General features: G+C 42.8%; 24 protein-coding genes. 16 read left to right on the top strand and 8 right to left on the bottom strand.

The genetic code is table 11. The features are described 5' to 3' along the window. Window positions 1–17: 17 nt before the first annotated feature. Window positions 18–692 carry a DUF1361 domain-containing protein gene (locus AC58QT_RS05000; RefSeq protein ID WP_497407963.1) on the top strand — a complete coding sequence of 225 codons (675 nt, stop codon included), beginning with the start codon at window positions 18–20 and terminating at the stop codon, window positions 690–692. A gap of 59 nt (window positions 693–751) precedes the next feature. Here the strand turns inward: AC58QT_RS05000 and AC58QT_RS04995 are convergent, their stop codons facing one another. From AC58QT_RS04995 to AC58QT_RS04975, 5 genes are all read right to left on the bottom strand, one after another. Then, a complete protein-coding gene (locus AC58QT_RS04995) occupies window positions 752–1,810 on the bottom strand; it encodes a polysaccharide pyruvyl transferase family protein (protein WP_497407962.1) in 1,059 nt (352 codons plus the stop codon). Beyond that, the gene (locus AC58QT_RS04990; protein ID WP_497407961.1) at window positions 1,807–2,949 is read right to left on the bottom strand and encodes a glycosyltransferase family 4 protein; all 1,143 of its coding nucleotides are present in this window, start codon (window positions 2,947–2,949) and stop codon (window positions 1,807–1,809) included. Before AC58QT_RS04990 ends, AC58QT_RS04995 begins: the two co-directional genes overlap by 4 nt. After that, window positions 2,946–3,647, bottom strand: coding sequence for a glycosyltransferase family 2 protein (locus AC58QT_RS04985; protein WP_497407960.1), 702 nt, complete (start codon window positions 3,645–3,647; stop codon window positions 2,946–2,948). The genes AC58QT_RS04990 and AC58QT_RS04985 overlap by 4 nt, the downstream gene beginning before the upstream one ends. Continuing rightward, window positions 3,634–4,980: a glycosyltransferase family 2 protein gene (locus AC58QT_RS04980; protein ID WP_497407959.1), complete on the bottom strand. Its 1,347-nt coding sequence runs from the start codon at window positions 4,978–4,980 to the stop codon at window positions 3,634–3,636. The genes AC58QT_RS04985 and AC58QT_RS04980 overlap by 14 nt, the downstream gene beginning before the upstream one ends. A 115-nt stretch (window positions 4,981–5,095) precedes the next feature. Continuing rightward, window positions 5,096–5,296: a hypothetical protein gene (locus AC58QT_RS04975; RefSeq protein WP_310224787.1), complete on the bottom strand. Its 201-nt coding sequence runs from the start codon at window positions 5,294–5,296 to the stop codon at window positions 5,096–5,098. Window positions 5,297–5,718: 422 nt separating this feature from the next. On the opposite strand from AC58QT_RS04975, the gene AC58QT_RS04970 reads away from it, so the two are divergent. The 3 genes from AC58QT_RS04970 to AC58QT_RS04960 all read left to right on the top strand — a co-directional run bounded on the left by AC58QT_RS04970 (window position 5,719) and on the right by AC58QT_RS04960 (window position 8,688). Then, window positions 5,719–6,372 carry a FusB/FusC family EF-G-binding protein gene (locus AC58QT_RS04970; RefSeq protein ID WP_497407958.1) on the top strand — a complete coding sequence of 218 codons (654 nt, stop codon included), beginning with the start codon at window positions 5,719–5,721 and terminating at the stop codon, window positions 6,370–6,372. Window positions 6,373–6,540: 168 nt separating this feature from the next. After that, on the top strand, window positions 6,541–7,206 hold the full coding sequence (locus tag AC58QT_RS04965) for a cupin domain-containing protein (RefSeq protein WP_497407957.1): 666 nt from the start codon (window positions 6,541–6,543) through the stop codon (window positions 7,204–7,206). A gap of 213 nt (window positions 7,207–7,419) precedes the next feature. Continuing rightward, window positions 7,420–8,688: an MFS transporter gene (locus AC58QT_RS04960; protein ID WP_497407956.1), complete on the top strand. Its 1,269-nt coding sequence runs from the start codon at window positions 7,420–7,422 to the stop codon at window positions 8,686–8,688. A gap of 79 nt (window positions 8,689–8,767) precedes the next feature. On the opposite strand, the gene AC58QT_RS04955 is transcribed toward AC58QT_RS04960, so the two are convergent. Together AC58QT_RS04955 and AC58QT_RS04950 are read right to left on the bottom strand one after the other, a co-directional pair. Next, complete coding sequence (locus AC58QT_RS04955; protein ID WP_497407955.1) at window positions 8,768–9,379, bottom strand: VC0807 family protein; 612 nt, start codon at window positions 9,377–9,379, stop codon at window positions 8,768–8,770. Between the two features lie 48 nt (window positions 9,380–9,427). Continuing rightward, window positions 9,428–10,849 (bottom strand): MDR family MFS transporter, encoded by a 1,422-nt coding sequence (locus tag AC58QT_RS04950; RefSeq protein ID WP_497407954.1) that lies wholly within the window; start codon window positions 10,847–10,849, stop codon window positions 9,428–9,430. 115 nt (window positions 10,850–10,964) lie between these two features. On the opposite strand from AC58QT_RS04950, the gene AC58QT_RS04945 reads away from it, so the two are divergent. From AC58QT_RS04945 to AC58QT_RS04890, 12 genes are all read left to right on the top strand, one after another. Then, window positions 10,965–11,570, top strand: a complete 606-nt coding sequence (locus AC58QT_RS04945; RefSeq protein ID WP_497407953.1) for a TetR/AcrR family transcriptional regulator — start codon at window positions 10,965–10,967, stop codon at window positions 11,568–11,570. Window positions 11,571–11,671: 101 nt separating this feature from the next. Continuing rightward, a complete protein-coding gene (locus tag AC58QT_RS04940) occupies window positions 11,672–11,974 on the top strand; it encodes a hypothetical protein (RefSeq protein WP_497407952.1) in 303 nt (100 codons plus the stop codon). 13 nt (window positions 11,975–11,987) lie between these two features. Next, window positions 11,988–12,446: a hypothetical protein gene (locus tag AC58QT_RS04935; RefSeq protein WP_310224806.1), complete on the top strand. Its 459-nt coding sequence runs from the start codon at window positions 11,988–11,990 to the stop codon at window positions 12,444–12,446. Window positions 12,447–12,618: 172 nt separating this feature from the next. After that, entirely contained in the window at window positions 12,619–13,251 is a 633-nt protein-coding gene (locus AC58QT_RS04930; protein WP_497407951.1) for a succinate dehydrogenase cytochrome b558 subunit, read from the top strand. A 111-nt stretch (window positions 13,252–13,362) separates the two neighbouring features. Then, entirely contained in the window at window positions 13,363–14,121 is a 759-nt protein-coding gene (locus AC58QT_RS04925) for an SDR family oxidoreductase (RefSeq protein WP_497407950.1), read from the top strand. A 150-nt stretch (window positions 14,122–14,271) separates the two neighbouring features. Further along, on the top strand, window positions 14,272–15,723 hold the full coding sequence (locus tag AC58QT_RS04920; protein ID WP_497407949.1) for a spore germination protein: 1,452 nt from the start codon (window positions 14,272–14,274) through the stop codon (window positions 15,721–15,723). A gap of 23 nt (window positions 15,724–15,746) precedes the next feature. Further along, a complete protein-coding gene (locus tag AC58QT_RS04915; RefSeq protein WP_497407948.1) occupies window positions 15,747–16,835 on the top strand; it encodes a GerAB/ArcD/ProY family transporter in 1,089 nt (362 codons plus the stop codon). Beyond that, a complete protein-coding gene (locus AC58QT_RS04910) occupies window positions 16,832–17,908 on the top strand; it encodes a Ger(x)C family spore germination protein (RefSeq protein WP_497407947.1) in 1,077 nt (358 codons plus the stop codon). Before AC58QT_RS04915 ends, AC58QT_RS04910 begins: the two co-directional genes overlap by 4 nt. A 162-nt stretch (window positions 17,909–18,070) precedes the next feature. Next, a complete protein-coding gene (locus tag AC58QT_RS04905) occupies window positions 18,071–19,135 on the top strand; it encodes an ABC transporter permease subunit (RefSeq protein WP_497407946.1) in 1,065 nt (354 codons plus the stop codon). Window positions 19,136–19,137: 2 nt separating this feature from the next. Continuing rightward, complete coding sequence (locus tag AC58QT_RS04900) at window positions 19,138–20,094, top strand: hypothetical protein (RefSeq protein WP_497407945.1); 957 nt, start codon at window positions 19,138–19,140, stop codon at window positions 20,092–20,094. A gap of 136 nt (window positions 20,095–20,230) precedes the next feature. After that, window positions 20,231–21,616 (top strand): FAD-dependent oxidoreductase, encoded by a 1,386-nt coding sequence (locus tag AC58QT_RS04895; protein WP_497407944.1) that lies wholly within the window; start codon window positions 20,231–20,233, stop codon window positions 21,614–21,616. A 333-nt stretch (window positions 21,617–21,949) separates the two neighbouring features. Beyond that, window positions 21,950–22,297: a VOC family protein gene (locus tag AC58QT_RS04890; RefSeq protein WP_497407943.1), complete on the top strand. Its 348-nt coding sequence runs from the start codon at window positions 21,950–21,952 to the stop codon at window positions 22,295–22,297. Window positions 22,298–22,351: 54 nt separating this feature from the next. Here AC58QT_RS04890 and AC58QT_RS04885 read toward each other — a convergent pair whose 3' ends face one another. Then, the gene (locus AC58QT_RS04885) at window positions 22,352–23,554 is read right to left on the bottom strand and encodes an MFS transporter (protein ID WP_497407942.1); all 1,203 of its coding nucleotides are present in this window, start codon (window positions 23,552–23,554) and stop codon (window positions 22,352–22,354) included. Window positions 23,555–23,633 lie beyond the last annotated feature (79 nt).

Below are 23,633 nucleotides of genomic sequence, written 5' to 3'. Positions count from 1 at the left end.
TCTAAAGGGGATTTTCAATGAAGGATTTGAACCATAAAAGCTTATTTGTCTTTCTAGTCAGCCTGTCTATATTGAATATTGTTGTTTATATCATTTGTAGGAATAAAACCTATTATGATTTCTTAATCTGGAATTTATTTTTGGCTTGGATTCCTTTTGTTCTGTCTACAGTGATTTATCTGATTTACAAGCGTAGTAAAGTGAAGACCATTTTTCTTGTTTTAATTGGTATGCTATGGTTACTTTTCTTTCCGAATTCCCCGTACGTGATAACGGATCTCATTCATTTGAATTTAAAGAACGAGATATATGTAAATAACACGAATATGCGTTATGCGTATTGGATTGATTTTTTAGTTATAAATCTATTTTCTTGGACTAGTTTGTTGCTTGGAGCCATATCCATGTATCAACTTCAATACATCATAATGAATGTATACAACAAAATGATAGCGTGGTGTTTTGTTATTTTAACATCAGTAGCAGGTGGGTATGGCATTTTGTTGGGAAGAGAATACCGATTAAATAGTTGGGAAGCAATTACGGATTGGAGTAAAGTAACTGACATCATAAAAGAGAGTTTAACAAGTCATTCGATTTTCTTTTGTTTATTATTTGGCTTATTTATTGGTATCGTGTACGTAACGATTTATGTATTAATAAACAATGTGAGTAAAGCAGAACGGTACTAATTAGGAGAAGGAATAGCCGCGTAAACCGCGGCTTGAATGTTTGTACATATACGCTTGTTTTAGAAAAGCTTTTCCTTGAATGGTAGCTCCAGCAACGTCTGGAAAGAGTTCCTATTCACCTCATATTGCTCCGTAATGTAACCCTGATTTACTTCGATCTTCGCAACTCTATCTAGAATGGCATCCATTAACTGGTCGTGATGTGTAGGCAGTATATAATCTGGCAGGTTAATGGAGTAACCGAAATCCAACGACTTAAAGCGGTAGCCTAGGCAAATGAAGGGGACTCCAGCAGCTGCGGAAAGATAATTGCTGTGCAGCTTAAAATTGATCGTTAAGTCATAGGTTTGCATGATTTCGATCAAATCCTCGTAATGATGCAGTCGCTGATCTAGCTTCACATGCTCCGTGTCACCAAGCTTACGGTAAAGACGCTCACATGCTTCTCGGTCAGGACCCCATACTGGAAAAATCGTAATATCGTAGCCTTGCCAAATCAAACGCCGAAGTGCCTCGACTAAATGCTTTTCTACTTTTTCCTCACTACCACCAAAAATGCGATTATACGCTGTTCCCCAGTTGACACCAATGACACGTTTCGAACCTTCACGTTTCTTACGAAGGGGACTTGGCAGCAGCAATGCGGGATCGCCACTGATCATAGTTTTCTCCATGTCTACACCAGAATGCTGGAGAAACTGCTGCGAGAGTGGACCGCGTACTCCGCAGAAAGCAGACTGGCGGACAACTTCAGCGAGCTTTGCGCTTGTCGGTTTATGCTCTCCGGTATAGGCCAGATGGAGGGAGGTTTGACCTGATTCATCTAATGGCGTGTACTCTGGACGATCATGTCCACTTCCCCAGATGATCACTTGTTTATTTTTTTGAATAGCCTGGTAAACAACGTCGATATAGCCAGGGATTAATAGCGATCCACCACCCAGAACAATGGTATCGTAGGGACCGTGATTTCGAATATCCACACCTGGAATCGAGGGGATAACATCATACGTTTTGGAGGGGAGATATTTCCAACTTAATTCTCGAAACAATTGCCACATCAGTTCATCACCAATATTATTAAAGCCAATCCAACCCAAATATAGAATGCGTTTCATAATTGTCCCCTTTCTCGCGATAGCCGTGAAACTGATTGATAGATGTGGATCAGCTGATCCGTGTTACGCTCACTATGAAACAAGTGTTCGACCCACCGTCTGTTTGCTCGTCCTTGCGCCTTTAAGACGTCCAATCTCTGATAACCTCTTACAATTTGATCGGCAAACAGATATCGGGAATGTGGAGCATTTGATCCGTGATCACCGAAGTAGAGCGACCAAGCATCCTCGTAATTGTCAGGTTCCACCCATCCGAAGAAACCATTGTTGCCGATGGCCAGCACCGGTTTCTCCGTAGCCAGTGCCTCGAGTGCAACCCGTCCAGTTCCGACCACGATATCGGCAGCGTTATAATAATCATGCATGTGGGTTTGCTGTCCGGCTAAATGAATGAACGTCCTGCCGCTTTCCTGATGAATGAAGTCGGCTAGTCGCTGAATCGCATCCCGCTTCGGACCGTCACCTACGACGACAAGCTCGAACTGCAGCCAGCCATATCGATGGAGATCCTTCATCGCACGCAGCAGGATGTCACAAGCCGTCGCTTTGCCCCAAGCCAAACGACTGGCATAAACGATGAGAATGGATGATTCGGAAATACCGAGTTCCGAGCGCACCTTGGTACGTTGAGACGACGGATAAAATTCCCCAAGATCAATACCGTTTGGAATTAAATATGACGGATAGCCGATATGATCCACGTATTGTTGGACAGGTTTGCTTACACTGATTACGGCTTTCGATTGGGAGAGGAGAAACCCAAGACTGTCTTTCGGGTAATACGTCCCATGGGTTGTGAAAATCAAGGGAATACCTTCAGTGTTCGCAGCTTCTGCAGCCAAAAGACCAGAGGGAGTTTGATGCGCATGAACGCAATCGAAATTGCCCATCTTCATGATATTTTGCAGTTTCTCGATCCATCCCGAGCGGTTGGTGGACCCACCTTCAGGAGAATCCAAGAGATATACCGTACATCCAGCTTGTTCAAACGAGGAACGAAGTTCACCATCGGACGATACCAGCGCGACTCTATGACCTCTTTGAATTAAAGACTTTGTCAAGCTTAGAACATGTGTCTCCGTGCCAGCTGGGGCCAATTGATCAAGTACCATCAACACAGACAGTGGAGAAACGATCATGTAGGATCTCCCCCTTTTCCGAAATAAGCTAGAGATCTCTGATTGCTGTGTAAACGATAGTAATATAAAACTTCGCGAATATTATCGATTCGAGCTCCAATATTGAGAAACTTTACTATAAATTCATAATCCTCAGCGCCATCGATCCGCCTTGTAAGTCCTCCAATCTGGTCGAAAATCGCTCCCCTGAACATGATCGTGCCATTGCACACACAGTGGCCGCCATTCTGGTAAACTTTACGTATTTCCTCACCGTACTTCAGCCAGTTAGCTGGGACATATTCTCGATTATGTTCGCTCTTAAAGGAAGCATAGTTACATCCAACCAAGGCAAGTTCAGGATGGTTTTGAAGGAAATTCACCTGCTTCTCGAAACGGGCTCCATGAGAGAAGTCATCGGAGTCCTGAACGGCGATGTACTCTCCTCGGGCTAAGAATAAACCCGTGGACAATGCACCGGCATAGCCAACATTTCTCGGTAAGCGAACAAGGATAAAACGATCGAGATTGACCTCATTTTCCGTCATCCACGACTGTACGACTTCGATCGATCGATCTGTGGAAGCATCATCTACAAATATGATTTCTATATTCAGATAGGTTTGATGTAGGAGGCTGTTGAGACATTCAGTCAGATATAATTCTCGGTTAAAGTTGGTAATAACGACACTGACCATGCCGGGTTCACGCTTCATCATGATGATCCATTCCTCCTTTTCTGTCCAAAATAGTATGCATGGCTTCGATATGGTCGCCAATAATTTGTATCGCCGCTTGAGAATATCGTTCTCCCGCCAAATCATGTTTACCGTGTCGGTAACGGTTTAGTCTGTCTACCTCGACATGGTGTACCGGCAAGCTGTGCAACCCTCCAAGAAGTCCCAATGCATAAGCTTTGGGTGGACACTGCAGATCTGACCAATGAATGACTTCCAGTGCTCGCCGGTTCATGGCAAACGGTACGTTGACGAGCGATGCATTCTCGAGATCTTCTCTGCCAAGCGCGACATTCAGCGCATATTTCAGAGCTGTTACCGTTCCAGGAGGCATGCGCATGCCTAAATGTTGATTCAACTGATTAACTGCCAAATCACAGCAGGTTGCAGCAGAATCTACGAAAGGTGAAAGATCTTGCCACGGGATGATAAAATCCCCGTCTAAGAATAGTAAAATCTCACTTTGCGCAGCATAGGCTCCAATTGCTCGGCCTACATCCGTACCAAGCGGTTCCTGAAAGCTTAGGGTAACTGCTCCATGCGCCCGGGCAATCATCTCGGTCTGGTCGCTTGATCCATTGATGACCACGATAATTTCCTTTGGACCAAGCATCTGAGCTTCCAGGATGACTTGCCCAATCGTAGCTTCCTCGTTCTGTGCGGGGATAATCACAGATAACGACTTCGCATCATCGGTACTCCCTTTAAAAGAGAAGTCCGTGCCGGGGCACGGAGGAGGCAATAATAAGCTACCTTGGTTAAGCTTCTCGACCATATCCCTTCTTCGAGCTCCATCATTCCAACCTCCTCTTGGAGGGGGTAAGAGAGAGAGGAAAGCTTCAAGCCGTTCTTTTATCGCAAAAGAAGTCTTTACACAATGCTGCTCGAGAGAAGACAGCGGAGACGATAAGCGCTCGTTTACACCTATACGCCATTGAGACTTGGTTAATATAAGGTGTGATTGCATAGGATTTCTAAGAATTTGAAGTCCGTTGTGAGCGCTCCACTCAGAAAAGGGCAGGGCAATGGGAAGATTGGCAAGTGAGGCACTGCCCAACTCAGGTCTATCGGAGAACTCATTAATTAACCTGTCCCATAGTGACAAAGGTGAGACACTTAAGAATGGGTCCAACCTGATCTTTCCTTGCGTTAAAATAACATCAGACTGCCCATTTTGAAGCGTTTCGATCATCCACTTCAGTTCCAATGGATCGCTAAGGTCATCTGTCATCAAAACGAACTTTTCAGTTGGCTCACAATGGTTAGACTCACCATACAAGGTCAAGAGATTGTTCTCTACATCCCCTAGATACATAGGAACGCTCAAAGAAGCTTTGCAACAGTTGGTTACGAATTGGGTAAGCGTATCGTGACTCCGGTACGAAACTATAATTAGGCCAACGGTCATCTCCGATTTCTTTCGGTACTTATTAAATAACCCGAACATAATCAATCAGACGGGTGCGGATAAGTACTTCTTCTTCACCATCGTAACCGATTACGCCTGCTGTCCGAACGATCACGTAAGAACAGTTCACTTCTGCCAGAATGCCTTTAACGATATCTCCGTTTGAAAGAACCAGCTCTACATTGTTGTCGATAAACATGCGTAGTTTCATAACAAATCTCACAAAATCTCCTCCAAAACTATTAGAATTTTGCAAACTTTATAGAGTCCACATAAAACATAATATATTCACGAAACTAGCAGGGGGTAGCGGTAAGTAACTATATCCATATGTGGAGTTTTTATGAAGAAGCATCATGATCTAGGGAAAATGTCATGCAGAAAGGGAGGGTTCCCAATAAACCTACCTTGAAAATATGAATAGATCGTATTATCATCAAGTTATGTATTCGGGAGGTGGTATACCATGGCAAATCATGTTGCCGGGACTAGCTTAACTCATGCAAAGCCTACTTATTGGGGCGATTCTTTGCATGGGGGAAACATTTGAAGATCATATCGCTCATGTCCAGTATCTATCGTTTCTAATTAATGGGCTTTGCACCTTATTTCCATTTCAATTCTTAATAAGGGGCTGAGTACGTCATGTACGGACAATTCATTAGAAACCATCAATATAATTTTATTAAGAAAGAAATTAACTATCTGCAGCGAACGTACCAAACCGTATCCGATCGCAAGGTCATAGAAGCTGTCCGAGATAGCACAGAATTCAAGATTAGTGAGCTTTTTGCGGATTCAGAAAACGAGATTCCTAGAGAGCTGTTTCAAAAGATTCTCTCGCTTCAGACTGCAGAGGACTTCGAGCAATTTCTCCTGTTGTTGGAGTCGTATAGGACTACGTTTCCGCAAGTTACAGAAAAACAGATCCAAAAGTTATTTCACAAAAATAAAAAATTGCCAATTCCTGATTTGACTAACCATAACAGGTATTTGTCCTATCTGGGATGGAACAGCATTGCGACGGGGAAATTGTTCATCGTGTACCCTTTAGACGGACAAGTCGTCGGGATTGAAGGGAAGATGACCCCTGCAAACAAAAAAGGCTATTGCTTTTTATGCAACAAACAAGAAGAGATCGCCTTATTTACCGCGGTATCCAAATCGAGGCCGGCACATGCTTCCCCGGATTATTACAAAGCCGTTGGTAACTACTTGTGCATGAATAGTACGGAATGCAATAAGCACATTACAGATATCACAGCGCTCGAGCGATTTATTCAAGAAGTTTTGAGATAACGAAGAGAAGCTGTGGGTCAACGATTATTATTAGCAATACCAGCCGGTGTGAACTTAGGTTCAGACCGGTTTTTTTTGCCTTAATCAGGAAGGCGTGCATTAGTCATGGCTGTAGATACAATGGAATACGCTTAGTAATAATGATTCTACAATAAGGAGGCTGAGCGGATGGCCGTATCTTACATGGATTTCACTTCACCGAATGTGCAATACTTTTACGATCTGAAGAACAATCGTACTTTCACGAAGGATAGGCATAATTTTATTAACACCTTGAGTATTCAGCAACTTAATACGCTTGGCAACGTATCTCTGCTAGACATCTACTTGTCCAAAGGGAATGTCGTTGAACCGCATATTCATCAGAATGCCTCTGAGCTGGTATATTGCATCCGCGGCGCAGCTATTGTGTCAATCCTGAATCCGTTCACTAAAACCGTGCTTAACTATACGATTACACCAGGCCAAGTGGCTAATATTCCACAAGGTTGGTTCCACTGGGAGATGGCTACGGAAGATGATACACATCTGTTAGCGATATTTGACGCACCTGTTCCCGAATTCATCGCGGTTTCCGATTTTCTCAGGCTGGCTCCGAGAAACATGCTTGCACATACTTATTGCTTAGATCAAGCTGCGGTGACACAAGCACTTGCGCCAATCAAAAGCACGACGACGATCGGTCCACCTGTCGATTGCCCGAAACCACCTCTGGTACGGCAAGACAGCTACGAACCGCAAGGGCAGCAACACCCGTTAGTTTCCTATCCGGTGTACGGGGAGAGGAGACAGTCCTCCTCTTATCCTGGGATTGGTAATGGCTACACTAGGTGAGCATAGTAATGTGCATTTGGGCGTAAAATACAGATCAAAAAGAACCGTATATTACCTTCGGTTCTTTTTGTTGTTGCTGAGAAATCTTATTAATTACATATCAAGAACGATCGTTCAAATTAGTTATTGACCGATCGTTCTTGAAATGGTATTGTTACTTTGAAAAGAAATGAGAGGAATGAGATCTCAAAGTTAAAGATTGGAGTTAGAGAGATGAAAACTGCAAATACACCTATTTCTAAGCTATATTATGGTTGGATTATTGTACTTATTGTATTTATGACTTTAATTGTGTCTGCGGCCATCAGTTCCTTCCCCAGCGTTCTCATTCAGTCTCTAGAGCGAGAGTTTGGCTGGCAGCGAGAGGCCATTTCCGGTGTTATCTCAATACGAATCCTGTTATATGGCTTAATGGGACCATTCTCGGCTGCGATGCTGGCCAAGTTCGGTGTTCGCCGTATGATGATTTCAGCGATTATTGTGATGTTGTTTAGTCTGGGGTTAACCCCATTTATTCATTCTGTGTGGCAGCTTGTGCTGTTGTGGGGAGTGTTAGGCGGACTAAGCACAGGAACGTTGGCGAATGTACTAGGGGTGACGGTCGCCAATCGCTGGTTCGTGAAACATAAAGGCTTGGTTATTGGCTTGCTGACAGCGAGCGCGGCAACTGGGCAATTACTCTTTTTGCCATTACTAGCCAAAATAACAGAAGAACAAGGCTGGCGTAATGCCGTTTACGTTATCATGGGGGCTCTCATCCTGATACTGCCAGTCATTGCTATCTGGATGCGCAATCATCCATCGGATGTCGGCTCGCCTGCGCTTGGCGCACAAGAGATCGTGAAGCCTGCACCGTTCCAAGGCAATATTTTCTTAATGCCATTAAATACTTTGAAGCAGGTGTCCCGAAGTGGAACGTTTTGGCTCCTCGCAGGAACATTTTTCTTCTGTGGATTTTCCACCAACGGGCTCATCGGTACGCATCTCATCCCAGCATGTGGTGATTACAGTATTCCCGTCGTCACTGCAGCGAGCCTGCTAGCCCTTATGGGGATGTTCGATCTCGTCGGTACCACATTGTCGGGCTGGTTGTCTGACCGCTTTGACAGTCGAAAGTTGCTTTTTTGGTATTATGGCTTGCGCGGACTATCTTTACTCTTTTTGCCTTATGCACTTGGAGGCGGCTATACGCAATTGACAGTTTTCGCCGTATTCTACGGGCTGGATTGGATCGCAACGGTGCCGCCAACGGCTAAATTAACTTCTTCAACGTTTGGTGCTGAAAAAGCCGGTATGGTGTTCGGTTGGATCCTCGTTGCACACCAACTAGGCGCATCTATTGCCGCTTATGGGGCAGGTTACCTGCGAGATGTACTCGGCAGTTATACGGTGCCTTTTGTGGCAGCAGGATTCGTCTGCTTGCTAGCAGCGGTGTTCGCATTGCGTATTCGTAAAAACAGACAACACGTGTTGGCTGCATGATACTAAAGTGGCTATCTAAATAAGTAGAGTAGGGATCGTATGGCTGTTATCAGTCCGACGATCCCTTTATTGTATGGACTTATTGAACTGGATTCTTACGACTTTTCACATATCTGAATGTCCATAACACGCCTATTCCAATGATGACGATGGAAGCGATAGGAGCGATAACTAACATGCGATCTGTCGTGAGAAGGAAGACTAGGCAAATTTTCACGCTGACTTCCAACAGTAGCACCACAGCCCAGACGAGTGTTAATTTACGAAAGGTAGCCCGAACGGCAGGGTTGGTTTCATATTTATATGTCATCTGCGGATCGTTTAACGTTCGTTTGGCGAAAACATATAGGAGCGGTTTTTGAAACAGCAGCGAAACCAATAGTGCTAGACCCATAACACCAATGGCGTAAGATTCTTTTAATAATATGAACCTCTCGTCACCTGTCATGAGTGTGGCCAGTACACCTAGAATCAATGATGAAAAAATAAACAGAGAAAAAACATCAAGTTTACGAGTTTTGATAAAACCGTAGATCGTTTCCAACAAGGGAACAGCAGCTGCAATAGATAGCGCGGCAACACTGCTCACATGAGACTCCAATAATCGATAGATAAGATAAGGAATAACGACATTGACGATTAACATTCGTTTAATAGCGATTTTCGGGGAAGATCCTTGTGATATTTGCATATCAATTTCTCACTCTCTCTCAGATAAATTTTAAATTTATAAAGTTTGTTACTTCTTTTTTACTTTTGGCAAAAAAGCTGAAGGGATAAGAGCCAGGGCAGTAAAAAAAATCGACCAGCTAAATGTGTGATCAAATGCGATAGCTACAGCTGCTGGATCGTGGGATGTCAATGCGTTGAATTGGTGTTGCAAAATGATGGCGATGATCGAAGCACCAAAAGCTCCACCGATTTGCTGCATGATACGTGTAGTGATACTCGCATGTGGAATGTCTTTAGGTGATAAGCCGACATAGGCCGTAGCCATTACAGGCATGAAAACAGCGCCCAACCCCGCCCCTCGTAACAATAAGGCAAGGACGATATACATATAGCTTGTTTCTGAACCTACCTGGGTAAAAGGAATCGTTCCGAGAATGGTTATGAGGGTACCCAGCAAAACGACTGGTCTTGACCCAATCCGATCTGTCCATTTACCTGCAAACGATCTGGTTAATAGCATCCCAATTCCTTGTGGTACGAGAAGAAGGCCAGACATTAACACGGATTCGCCGCGGACTTGCTGGAAATAGAGTGGGAGTAACAACATGGCACCAAAGGTGATCAGACCAGATAAAAAGAGGAGGATACTGGTTACGGTAAAAGAACCTGTTCGAAACAATTTCACATCGAGGAGCGCTTCGCTTCCCTTTTTTGACGCGTACATTACGAAAGACACTAATGCTACTAGACCAGCAATAACAGGACCTAGCACATTCATATTACCGAAACCCCTATGTGTACTCACTTCGCCTAATCCATAAATAATAAGTACGATGGAAGGGGATAGCAGCAGGAAACCAATCCAATCTAATCGGAACAATCGATTTCCTTGTTCTTCGCCAGGGAGTCCTTTCCACGCCAACACAATAGCAAGCAGACAGATGGGGATATTAACAAGAAAGATCCATCTCCAATCCAAATGATTGATAATAAGGCCACCTAAAACAGGTCCTAAGATCGGGCCGAGTAGTGCCGGCAAGGACGCCGTGGCCATGGCTTTGCCTGTCCCTTGCCCAACAGAAGCGCGAGCTCCCATAGTCTGCATGACCGGCATTAGTAATCCACCGCCGATTCCTTGAATAATACGGAAAACAATCAGGCTTTCCACGTTCCAAGCCAAGCTGCATAGAACGGATCCAACGAGAAACACGATAAGGGAAAATATCCACGTCGCCTTGCCGCCAAATCGCTCCACTGCCCATCCCGTGATCGGAATAACCATTCCCAAGGCAAGCAAGTAACTGGTCATAACCCATTGAATGGTTGACACTGTTGATTGAAATTCACGGACCAGCGTTTCGATGGCTACATTCGTAATCGTCGTGTCGAATAATGGGGCCAAGATGCCAATCATGAGAATGAGCATCATTTTTTTAGTGGCTTTTTGCTGTTCCGGAGTTGGCATCGGCACTGTTTCTAATTGTTGCAATAGGATCACTCTCCTTTTTGATGAAATAAGAAACGCTACGTTTCTTAACGATTTTTATGATATACTATCAACAGATAAAACTCAACATGTTTTTATTAGGAGGTTGTCTCAAGCCATGGACGCTATTCAAGATAAAAATAAAGATAAAGATCCGATAAAATCAAGACGAAGAGGCAAGGAATTGGAAGCCGCGATCATGCAGGCGGTACGCGAAGAGTTGAATGAACGGGGTTATTTTCAGTTTACAATGGAGGGTGTAGCAGAACGTTCGGGTACAAGTAAAGCCGTCTTATATCGGCGATGGACCAACCGGGCGGAGATCGTGTTAGCAGCTGTTCGTGAGCGCATCCCCTTACCTCTTGATGAAATACCTAATCACGGTAATTTGCGGGACGATGTTTGCGACGCTCTGCGATCCATGAATCGGAACGCATCGGAGCTGCTTTCGAAAGCTTTATTCGGGCTCGTCATGGAACTTGGCACGACAACGATCGCTGAAGTCATGTTTCCTCAAGGCAGACAAAGTAGGTCAATGTCCGTTATCCTACAGCGCGCAATTGAAAGGGGAGAACTGCCAGCGCGTCCTCTAACAGAACGCGAGATGAATGTACCGATTGATCTGGCTCGCCATGAATTGTTTCTTTATAATAGACCGATGTCCGAGGAGACAATCGCGCAAATCGTGGATACGGTGTTTATACCGCTAGTGACGAGGAGATAATACTGGCTGCCGCGGTGGAGAAGGTCATCCTGTGGTACCCCCTTAAATCGACAAAAACAGACGAATCGTTTGAGAGGCTACGCTATAAGGAGTGACTCACATTGGCGAATAATTACAAACGATTCATTCAGAATCAATACGAAAAAGCGATGTCCACTGCTTCTGAACTCATTTCTCCACGAAATGAGAAACAAGAAGAAGGCATTATAGAACTCAATCCGCAATATTATGATGAACTGCAAGCCATCGCTGATATGCGACATACGACGGTACAAGCGGTCGTCAATGGGATCATTGTTCAGTACCTGACAGATGCTACATACGGATCAACCCCCATCTCAGTGAATCAAAAGGAAGATAACCCACTTCTGTATTTGGATGGTCTTTGCAAACTAGAGGTTTAAGGAGTGCTGCTATATGGATAATCACTTGAACATTCAGGATGCCATCTTTCTGGATGAAACTGCTTTAGCCGCTTTAATGAATCCTGAAGATCCGCACTATGCTAAAGCTCGTTCCCTTTTTTTAGATTTACATGATCTTGAACGTAATTACACGACGACGAATTCCATTATATTTAATCTTCATGAATGGCTTCGCAATGAATATGGCTACGAGCAGGCGGAATACTTTCTGAGTGCGATTGATAAATCAGTAAGTAAAGGCAAGCTAGTCGTGATTTCCAGCGGTCAAGAGTTCGAAGGTGAATCACGCAGACTGCTTATCGACAGGCCAGAACTCCGTTTCTCTCTTAGTGAAGCATTCACTGCAGTGACCATGTCCTATTACCAAGTAAAACGTATATTTACATTCAATCCAAATTTCATCATGCTTGTTAATTTGGATAAAGAATTTCGAGTCATTCCTTCCAATTAATCAAACAAAAGTATTGTAAGGCAAGAGGCTGTCAAATGTAGAGAAATCTACCTCTGACAGCCTCTTTTTTATGGCTCAAAAACTTTCAATCACACTCATTTAGGGGAATGTCACACATTGAAGCTGCCAATTGTCTTAGTAGTGTGAACAAGTCAACTTAGAGAGGTGGATAATGAACGGGAATTCATATTACTGGCGCAAACTGCACTCGCTACTCGGGGTAATTCCACTTGGTGGTTTTATTCTTGTGCATGTGTCGATCAATTTTCAAGCGTTTGAACGCGGACCAGATGGCTTTGCTACCTACGTGCATTTCATCAACAGTTTGCCAATTAAGCCATTGCTGGAGATTTTCGGGATATACCTTCCGATATTGTTTCATGGGATTTATGGCCTTTATATGGCCTATCAATCCAATTTGAACTCTGGCCAATACTCGTACGGTCGTAACTGGGCTTTTACTTTGCAACGTATTACTGGGGTTCTTACATTTATTTTCGTATTTTGGCATTTTTTTAATACTCGTTTTCAAATTTACTTGGGGAATATTACGCATGAGGAACTGGGTTCGACGATGCATGAGATCGCTACGAATCCTGTGTACTTTATCATTTACGTCATCGGCGTATTGTCGGCTGTATTCCATTTTAGCAATGGTCTCTGGGCATTCTTAATTAGCTGGGGGATTACGATCTCAGCACGCTCTCAAAAAATATCTTCTTATATCTGTATGGGTGTTTTTGTGCTTATTTCATTGCTTTTCTTGTTTTCACTCTATGCTTTTACTGGTGAGGCGTTTAAGTAAAATGGATATCGGATATAAGCAAGGGAAAATATAAATCAATTGATGTCACACATTCAGATCGCCAATTGTCTTTATAGTGATTGATGACAATAACAACTAGGAGGAATTAACATGAAAATAGTCGTAATCGGTGGTAGTGGACTTATTGGGAAAAAACTTGTAAACAACTTGCGTCAACTTGGTCATGAGGTAGTAGCTGCTTCACCTTCTTTAGGTGTGAACACAATCACGGGTGAGGGGCTTGCAGAAGCACTTAACGGCGCAGAGGTTGTAGTAGACGTGTCAAATGCACCTTCGTGGGAAGATCAAGCTGTATTGGATTTCTTCGTTACATCCAATACGAACCTACTTGCTGCTGAAGCTGCCGCAGGTGTAAGTCATCATGTTGCCTTATCGGTTGTAGGTACGGAACGACTTCTCCAAAGCGGTTACTTCCGTGCAAAAATGGCGCAAGAAGAGCTTATCCAGAAGTCCAAGGTTCCCTATACGATCGTCCGCGCTACCCAATTCTTCGAATTCATTGGTGGCATCGCCGATGTGGCAACACAAGGCGATACCGTACGATTGCCTTCCGCTCTTATGCAACCTATCGTTTCGGATGATGTTGCAGAAGCGGTAGCTCATTTCACACTTGCAGCACCAGCAAATGGCATTGTTGACGTGGCTGGACCCGATCAGATTCGCATGGACGAGCTTGTTCGACAATTTTTCAAAGCAACGAAAGATCCACGCCAGGTTGTTACGGATGCCAACGCGCCTTACTACGGCTCCGTTCAGGTGAATGATCAATCCCTTGTTCCAATCGGAGAACATGCAACAACGGTTACCACTACGCATTTGAAAGATTGGATTAGCCGTAACTACGCTTAAGTGTAATCATGTAAAGAACTAAATAGTTACGAGCATATATAGGAGTCCCGAGAAATTACGGGGCTCTTTTTTGTGCTTTAATTCTGAATAATTATTCGCTCGTAGAGACACAATGAATGAGTAATAATTTTTAGAAAAGAGTGATTAGAAATGAATTCAATCCCTCGGCTATGGAAGGAGCTTAGTGATTCAGCGGATTTCGTATGCTATGAACATAAATTGAATGAGATTTCTTTGTTCATCGGGTATTTCAAAACTCTTACAGAGTCAGAATTACTGCAATGGCATATCCTTGGCTGCTTGAAAAATAATTCGGATATATCCTTTGAGGATTTGTATCGATGCATCCCTGTACCAGAAAAAGAAGTATCTTCCAATTGGGACATCATTCAAAACAAATTTTATCGGGGTTATGTTGTAATCCAATATGGATTTCAAAGCCATGACTGTATATTGGTCAATGCAGCTGCTTTAAAAGGTCGCAACGTATCAATACCTGAAACCGAATTCACCGTAGAAGGTTCGAAAGAAGCCTTTGTTGAATCATTGGATGTCAATCTTAACTTGATCCGTAAGCGGCTTCCCATTCCTGAGTTACGCATCAAAGAACTAACAACAGGGAGTATTTCCAAATCGAGAGTTGCAATTATTTACATAGAGGGATTAACGAACGAACAATATTTAGAAACATGTATGCAGCGCATTAAGGATGTAGATTTTGATCAAGTTACGGATACGACTTTGCTTCAGCAAATGATCGAAGATAATTCCAATTCGATCTTTCCTCAGACCATTGGGACCGAAAGGCCTGATTACGTTGCCTGGGCCGTATCCTCGGGTCAAATATGTGTTCTAAAGGATGGGGCACCGACTGCATTTTTTGCACCGGTTAATTTCTGGCAATTTTTTATTACCTATGAAGATTACTATTTGCCATGGATCATAGCGTCAATACTACGGTTGATTCGCATGTTCTCGGTGATGTTTTCGGTATTTGCCTCGCCCCTATATGTTGCCGTTATTACCTATCACGGTCAGAGTATTTCATCCGTTTTTTTACCTACGATCATCTCTTCGAGAATTAATGTACCATTCCCTCCAATCGTGGAAGTGCTCATTATGGAGCTTGTCATTGAACTATTGCGGGAAGCAGGAGCCAGATTACCTACGAAAATCGGACAAACCATTGGTATTGTTGGAGGTATTGTACTTGGAACAGCCGCTGTTGAGGCTGCGCTTACAAGTAATTTTTTATTAATCATAGTAGCATTGTCGGCTCTAGCTTCTTTCACGACACCGATCTTCCGAATGAGCGCTACGATACGTATCCTGCGTTTCCCATTTATTTTCGCAGCACAATTATGGGGCTTACTCGGAATTATCATCTGTCTCATAGCCCTAATTGCTCATTTACTGCGATTAACTTCTCTCGGGATGCCCTATTTGGTTCCGTTTTATCCATTTCGCACGGCAGACTTATTTGATACCTTAATACGTCCACCGTATTCAAAATTTGAACATCGGTTTTCGTTTTTAAGAACTAGGAAACCTGTAAGATTTAATAAGAAAAAAGCAAATTCTAAAAAAGATATAGATGAATGAGTTAGCTTTAGGAGTGAACATAGATGAAATCAACAGAACAACCGAGATTAACAATTTCGCCTTTCCTAGTACTCGTGTTGATTCATTCGATGCAGTTCGGACCCGAATATCTTGCGATGTCGATCAAACCTATTCAATTGGCTGGCCAAGATGCTTGGGTCTCAGTCGTTCTATGGGGACTCATTTTCCATGTCATTATTTGGATGATGTATCAGATTCTCAATCATAATGAGACGGATCTTGTGCATATTCATCAACATTTTTTTGGAAAACTGGTAGGTGGAGTACTTAACTTTGGCTTTATCATTTACTTCCTGCTTGTTGCGAGTTACCTCATACGGCAATTTATAGAAATCATACAAGTATGGCTATTTCCTGACTTAGTGACGTGGACATTGGCTTTAGCTTTACTTCTGCTTGTTTATTACATCGTGGCAGGTGGTTTTCGAGTCATCGTTGGCATTTGTATGGTTAGCTTGGTCCGATATGTAACCATATTTGCTTTGTTTTTTCCCGTGGCTTATTTTCATTTCAACAATTTAACCCCCATATTTGATCATTCGGTTATCAATATCATCCAAGCAGGCAAAGAAATGACATTTCCCTATTTGGGCGTGGAGTCGTTATTTTTCTGTTACACATTCATTGAAAGCCCAAAAAAATCTCAAAAATGGGCACATATTGCTAATGTACTTTCAACAGTGTCGTATCTATTAATTATTATCTTCGCGCTACTAATGTTCAAGCCTGAACAGTTATCTAAGGAAATATGGCCACAATTAACCAAATATAAATTTATTCATTTTCCGTTTATTGAACGATTTGAATATATCGGCGCAGTTGCTCAGATATTATGGGTAATCCCTATCATTTGCTTCGGTCTTTGGGCAGCAAGCAGAATGTGTAAATTGATGTTCACTGTTAAACAATTGACAGCTCTGCCTATCTTACTAGTGCTCGTCTTTACCATTGTATGCCTAATTCCAAATCATACCCGTATTTCATCTGTTCAAAGCATGCTATCCGGAATCGGATTCTACATTGTTCTAGTGTACATTCCATTATTATACATCGTCGATATTATCAGACTGAAAGTGAGAAGGACCGTATGAGATGTACTTTTGTCTACTTATTCCTTCTGAGCATCCTAGTAACAGGGTGCGTCAAGCAACAAACGTTAGAGAAAATTACGATTTCTTTTGTTAGCGCCCTAGACGAAGCACCAGATGATCAAATCGAATTAACGCTCGCCGCGCCTAAGTTTCAAGCAGGTAAATCGAATACCATTTCGAATACTTTGCACTCAAAAATTGGTCACACAACTAGGAACATAACCGAATTAATGGACATGCAATTAAATCGGCCTATTAAACCGGGAAATCTTTCGGTGATTTTAATTGGAAAAGAGTTGGCGGCTAACGGCTTGGCCGATGAATTGGATGTGTTCTTACGCGATGCAGTAACTTCTCGACGAATGTATTTGGCAGTAGTTGATGGGAAAGCAAAGGATATATTGAAGGCCAATTTTAGTTCAAATGAAGAAAAAGGGATGTACTTGTGCAATTTACTCGACACGAATGTGCGGAGCGGGCTTGTTCCGAGGCAAAATATTCACGATTTTGAGTATTCCTATTTGGGCAAAGGTTTAGACCCCTTTTTGCCGATTCTGAATTTGCAAAACAATACAGTCATGATTACAGGATTAGCCTTATTTAAAGCCGACAAATACGTAAAGTCCTTGAACGAAAAACAGATGCGAGTGATAAAGCTTCTTTTGGAAGATACGAGGTACGGTGTTCTTGAGACACAGTTAGACAACAATACATACATAGCTGTGAAAAATGTAGGTTCAAAGACGAGATATCATTTGAGTAAAGATTCGAATAGTTCAAAAGTGACATTAGATCTTCATATCAATGTTGAAATTATTGATTCAAAGGGGATTTACTTATCTTTACAGGATCAAGATAACATTAAAGCTGTTTTCGAAAAAGATCTAACTACAACTGGCATGGATCTCATCGAAATGTTTAAAAAAGAAGGGATCGACCCGCTCGGAATAGGAGATTTCGTTAGAAGTAAAACGCGAAATTGGAACGAAGAGGTATGGAAACAACAATATCAATCCATGAAAATTGGCTTGGTTGTTAACGTGAATATTAAGGAAATGGGTATCAGGAAATGATGATTGGAAATCGAACAGCACTTCAGTGGATGAGCATGAATTTTTAATTTCATGAAATCATACGCGGGGGTGCTTTTTTTATATATTAATTTTCCATAAAAATGAAGTCACATATTGAAGTTTCCAATTGTCTTATTTATGCCAGAAAGGAGTCTGAGCCTATTGAAATTCATTATGAAATGGGGTTTTCTAAGTTTAATAACCATCACAACTGTCATTCTGATGAGTACTATCAGTAAAGCCTTCATACTAGAGGCTCCTGATCTGTTAAGGATTAACCTTAGTTCTGAATCAACGAACGAAGAGGTCGTCTCGCAGCTTCCTGGAAGCAGGATGATTGACGCGAAGTTACACATTATATCCGTACCTTACGGAAGAGTCGACGAATATGGAAAACTGGCTATTAAACTACCCGGTGTATTCCTTCCGAGAAAAGTACAACTTGAGAAACCAGAATTTTCGTTTCACTACTATTTGTTTTCCTTAAAGGAACTCGTACTTAATTACTCGCATGGCGATTTTGGTTTAATCCGCACTGGAAATTATGACATTACGGTAAAGAATGTTTTAAAGGAAACGGTTGTCCGAACTTGTACGTATTTAGTACCTGGTCTGATCGTTGGAGTCCTGTTTTCCACCTTTTTATCACTGCTGGCTTCGATGTGGGGGACGTTAGGGCGATTGTTGAATTCGGTGCATGCGCTATTAAGTGGTTTACCGGACTTTCTACTCATCATTCTTATCCAGCTTGCGTCCATTTATTTAACGCGATTGACGGGTAGAAACATCATACTGGTAGCACATTACGGTAATCATATTCCGTTTATGATTCCTTTTCTTGCGATCGCATTAATTCCCGGGGTTTTGATTTACGGAACGCTGCGGCTCGCAATCGAACGTGAGATGAAGCAGGATTATATCACAACAGCGTTGGCTAAGGGTTTGACCAAAAGGGAAGTACTTTTTCATCACGTTATTCGGAACATAATGTCGGACTTGTTGATGGTGATGCCAAAAGCGACGACTTTGGCTATCGCAAGCATGGCAGTAGCCGAAGCGATGTGCGATATTCTTGGGCTCGGCGGTTACATTGTAAGTCCCAGAGTACAAAATATTAGTGCTACTCCGATTTTTTGTAGCGTTCTTGTTACTCTTGCAATTATTTTTCATGTTATCTACGCATGGCTCAGTAAGCTCTTTGTCGTACAAATAAGGGAGGGAGCATGACCTTGCAAAAGAAATCATCGAAAATGTTTTATTTCGCTTGCGCGGTGATCATATTCATCGTATTACTAGCGGCATTCGGCGGGATGGTTAAACCCCATGGACTTACTAACGCGGATAAAGTCTACTTAATTTCGAACATAATCGACGGAAAAATGGTTTATGAAAGCCCTCCTCTACATCCGAATGCTGCTTATCTTCTAGGTACCGACCACAGGGGATTGGATATGTTGAGCTTGCTGCTGAACGGATTGAAGTACACTTTGGCGTATGCAGGTTTATTAACGGCATTAAGATTCATTATCGCTGTGCCTCTTGGCATGTGGTCGGGAACGACGGGAAGAGGAGGAGGCGCGTTGCGTACGATGCAATGGGTCATCTCTGCCGTGCCAGCATTTTTGTTCTTGTATCCACCGCTGATGGGGTTGTATTTCAAACTTGGCTTGAACAATGTGGACAAAGCGAATCCACACAATTTGATACTATTTAATATGATCTTTATCATCATGGTGACTGTCCTAGGCATCTTTCCTCTTGCATACCAGATTGCTGAAAGAGCCTATTTGTACAGTTCCAAACCATACGTCGTTGCTTCCCGGTTGATGGGTGGCTCGTCATTTCATAGAATTGTAAAGCATATTTTTTCAAGTATGCGACTTGAGTTGCTTTATATGGTGATAAGTGAGTTCATCCTCATTCTCTTCCTAATGGGACAGTTGGCTATTTTCAATATCATTATTGGAGGGGCTGAAACGTTGGATATGGTAGATAAGTTAGTTCCTGGTGAAGCGCCTTATTTTATTTATTTGACGACTACGGGTGAGTGGACCTCGTTGATCGCTTACGGAGCTAAGTACATCCAAGCTTATCCTTTTCTCGTAATCGAAACGGGAATAGCATTCGCTCTCTTGATTCTATCTCTGCAATTTTTCCTGTCTCAATTCAAGAAGCGGACGCGATGAGGAGGTATTCACGCAACCAGATACTGAGAACCTCGAGAGTTAAACAAATATTAAACTATAACGTGCGTTTTAGTTCACCTATACTTAGCGATAGAAAGTGAACGGTAAGCGTGAAAAGGAAGGGAGTACTTATTCCATGCATACGTATTCATTTCATCGCAACATTCCAATCGCGGAGGAATACTATGATCTCGTTGTAGCTGGGGGCGGCCCTGCCGGCGCAGCGGCTGCTATCAGTGCCGCAAGACAAGGTGCAAAGGTTCTTCTGGTCGAAGGCACCGGATGCTTAGGCGGAATGGGCACATCAGGCTTGGTAACGGCGTTCGATCCGATGGCAAACGGCGAGCGCATGCTGGTGGGCGGCTTTATGAAAGAAGTTGTTGAAACCTTATATCGACGGAGCCTCTTACGTCCTGACATCGACCCAGACAGTTGGCGTAAACATTATCACAAATGGACTGCTTTTCAAGTTGAGGGCTATAAGTTAGTCCTTGATGAATTTGCCGTAGATGCAGGCGTGGAAGTCCGATTTTTTACGAAAGTCGTAGATGCAGAAGCGAATTCCGTAACTGGTATTGTGCAAGGAGTTGTCCTGCATAACATTGAAGGCTTTACTTATGTTCGTGCCAAAACCTTTATTGACAGTACTGGTGATGCGGTATTATCGGAATTGTGCGGTGTCGCTTGTGTGGAAGCAGGACGGGATACACCAGGCATTATGCCTGCGACACTTGCTTCTCTATTCTCTAACATTGACTGGGATCCCACGAAAGGTAAATCCTATGAAATCCAACAGGAGATGCTGCAAATTGCGCTTCGGGACGGACATTTCTCACAGCCAGATCGTCATTTGCCAGGGATGGCAAAGGTCAATCGCACGGTAGGCTATTTGAACGGTGGGCATCTGTTTAACCTAAATGCACTACGCTGCAAGGATTTGTCGGACGGCGTCATGCTGGGGCGTAGACTTGCAAGGGAATACATGGACTTTTATAAAAAGTATGTTCCTGGTTTTGAGCATATTGAGCATGTTACGACCGCATCGCTTATCGGAATCAGGGAATCACGCCGCATCGTTGGCGAATATGAGCTGAATGTACAAGATTATTTCGCTCGTCGCCAATTTCCGGACCAAATCGGACTCTTTAACAAGTCCATCGATATCCATCCTTACAACAATTCCGAAGAAGAATACAAACGGTATTATGATGAATTTGAAAAAGCAGGTCGCTTAAACCCTGGCGAATGCTTCGGTATTCCCTATGGCGTACTGGTGCCGAAGGGTTGGAGAAATCTATGGGTAGCTGGGCGATGTGTATCCAGTGATGTCCAGGTACACGGTTCTATTCGAGTACAGCCCGCTTGTGCGATGATGGGTCAAGCCGCTGGAACGGCAGCTGTACAAACGATTCGCACAGGACAATCGGCCTGTGAACTGGATACGGAGCAGTTAATAACAACCTTGAGAGAACATGATGCTTATCTGCCGCAAGAAACACTGAGCAAACAGATGACGAGGTAGATAAGCTTGCAAAGAACTGCAAAAATACATCTTTTTTAAGTAGAATAGACCGTTTATCGAGGAATTGCTGCGAAAATACATCCTTTTTTTTGTCGATATTGCTTAAAAAGGATACATGCGGTGGAAAAAGATGCATATTCGCATCTTTCCTAATAAACCGTGACTTCTCTAGCAGAAATTGATGCATATTCGCGTCTTTTTTAGTTTCTGACTTTCCGCAGCGAAAGAGGAGTTTCAAGGGAAAATATGGAATATATGAGTTAGACAATTATGTTGAAATTTTAAAATGGCTTGTCTTTAGGTTTGGTATCATAAATGACTCTGGAGGTTACGATGAATCCGGTAAAAAATCAAATTGGTGGCGTTTTTATTCCGGTAAGTAATATTGAAAATGCACGTGATTGGTACTGTGACATTTTAGGCTTACCAACGGACGGTGAACTATTTTTTGGTCATATTTATGTTCTTCCGATGGAAGGACCCAATATTGTTTTGGACAGTAAAATTTTCTCGCCAGAAAACGTATATCAAGTACCCGCATTTCAGTTTCGTACAGAAGATATCCAGCAAGCTTATGAATTTATGCGAGCGAAAAATGTGCAATTAACAACGGGTATCGAGAATGATCATTGGTTCAATTTTAGGGATCCCGATGGTAATCTTCTTATGGTATGCAAGTAACTCAACAGGGTGACATGATATACACGCCGTAGGGTGGGATAGCATCAGCGAAATTCACGGCGATTCCACGCCTTCCTTTTTCAGGGAGGGACGATTTGCATGAGCACCCTGCAGCCGACGCGACAACAGTAAAGCATAAGCCAGATATATGACAATGATAAAACCAAACAGCAGAACATAGCCGCCGATTGGATAGAATAGGCTGCCAACGATTGGGCTCACGGCCATTCCCATATAACGGAATAAATTATATGCGCCGACGGCGGTTGCACGGTTATGCGAGAAAGCGCTGGTTAACAGTGTCGTTTGTACGGGGAGCGAAAACCCTAGCGTTAATCCAAAACAGATAATTCCAACTAGCAGGAATGGCAAAGAAATCGTGTAGAATATGAGAAATAGTACTACCGAAATGGCATTTAGATAAGTGGTTCGTACGAGAAGCTTTTCCCCTTCAAATCTCGCCTGTATTCTCCCCCCTAAATAACTACCTATAACAATGCCAAGCGACATTGGCAGAAATACAAGTCCTTTTTGCTGGGCTGACAAGCCGTAAATATCAGTTAAAATGTTGGGCAGTAAAACAAGGAAATAGTAAAACACATAATATTGAATAAACCCAAGATAAATAATGGACGATCCGATCCGATTCTGGAGAATCAATACAAAATCTCGTAGTTGAAAACGTCTTGCTTCGACATTCTCTAGCTTTGTTTCCTTCAAATAAAGATAATTGAAAACTAGAACAAGCATACCGGTTGCCGCAAGAGCGAGAAACACGGAGTGAAAATTGAACAAACTGCTAAGAAACCCGCCGATGACCGGTCCGAGTACAGGGCCCAACGATACTAACATTTGAAATGTCCCCATGGCTTGGCCGCGCTCTTTCCCTTCAAACAAATCACTAATGACAGTAACGGCTACGACGGATCCAGCAGCGATGCCGATTGCTTGCAGTGCTCGGAAGATCACCAGAAAGGCTATCGTGTCTGAGAAAAAACAGCCAATCGAAGCGATAACATACAGCGCTACTCCAAATAGCATGACTTTGCGTCGTCCCTTTAAGTCTGTGAGTGGACCATAGATCATCTGCATGATAGCAAGAAATAAGGTAAACACTGAAATCGTTAAGTTTACGACGAATGAGGTGGAGTGGAGCTCACTTGCAACCTCAGGTAATATAGGCGTGTAAATGGTTTGCGTGAACGGCCCAAGAAACGCGGCAAAAGCTACAATGTAAAGTACCAATTTACGATTCAAGATGTTCAATCCTTTCCTATGAAATATTATTGTCATCTTACTTGAAATGAATTATATATTCCAACGCATTGCATGCTAT

The sequence above is a fragment of the Paenibacillus sp. J31R109 genome (genome assembly GCF_059692055.1).
The sequence above is the reverse complement of the archived record's forward strand: the minus strand, read 5'-3'. Positions and strand labels throughout refer to the sequence as shown.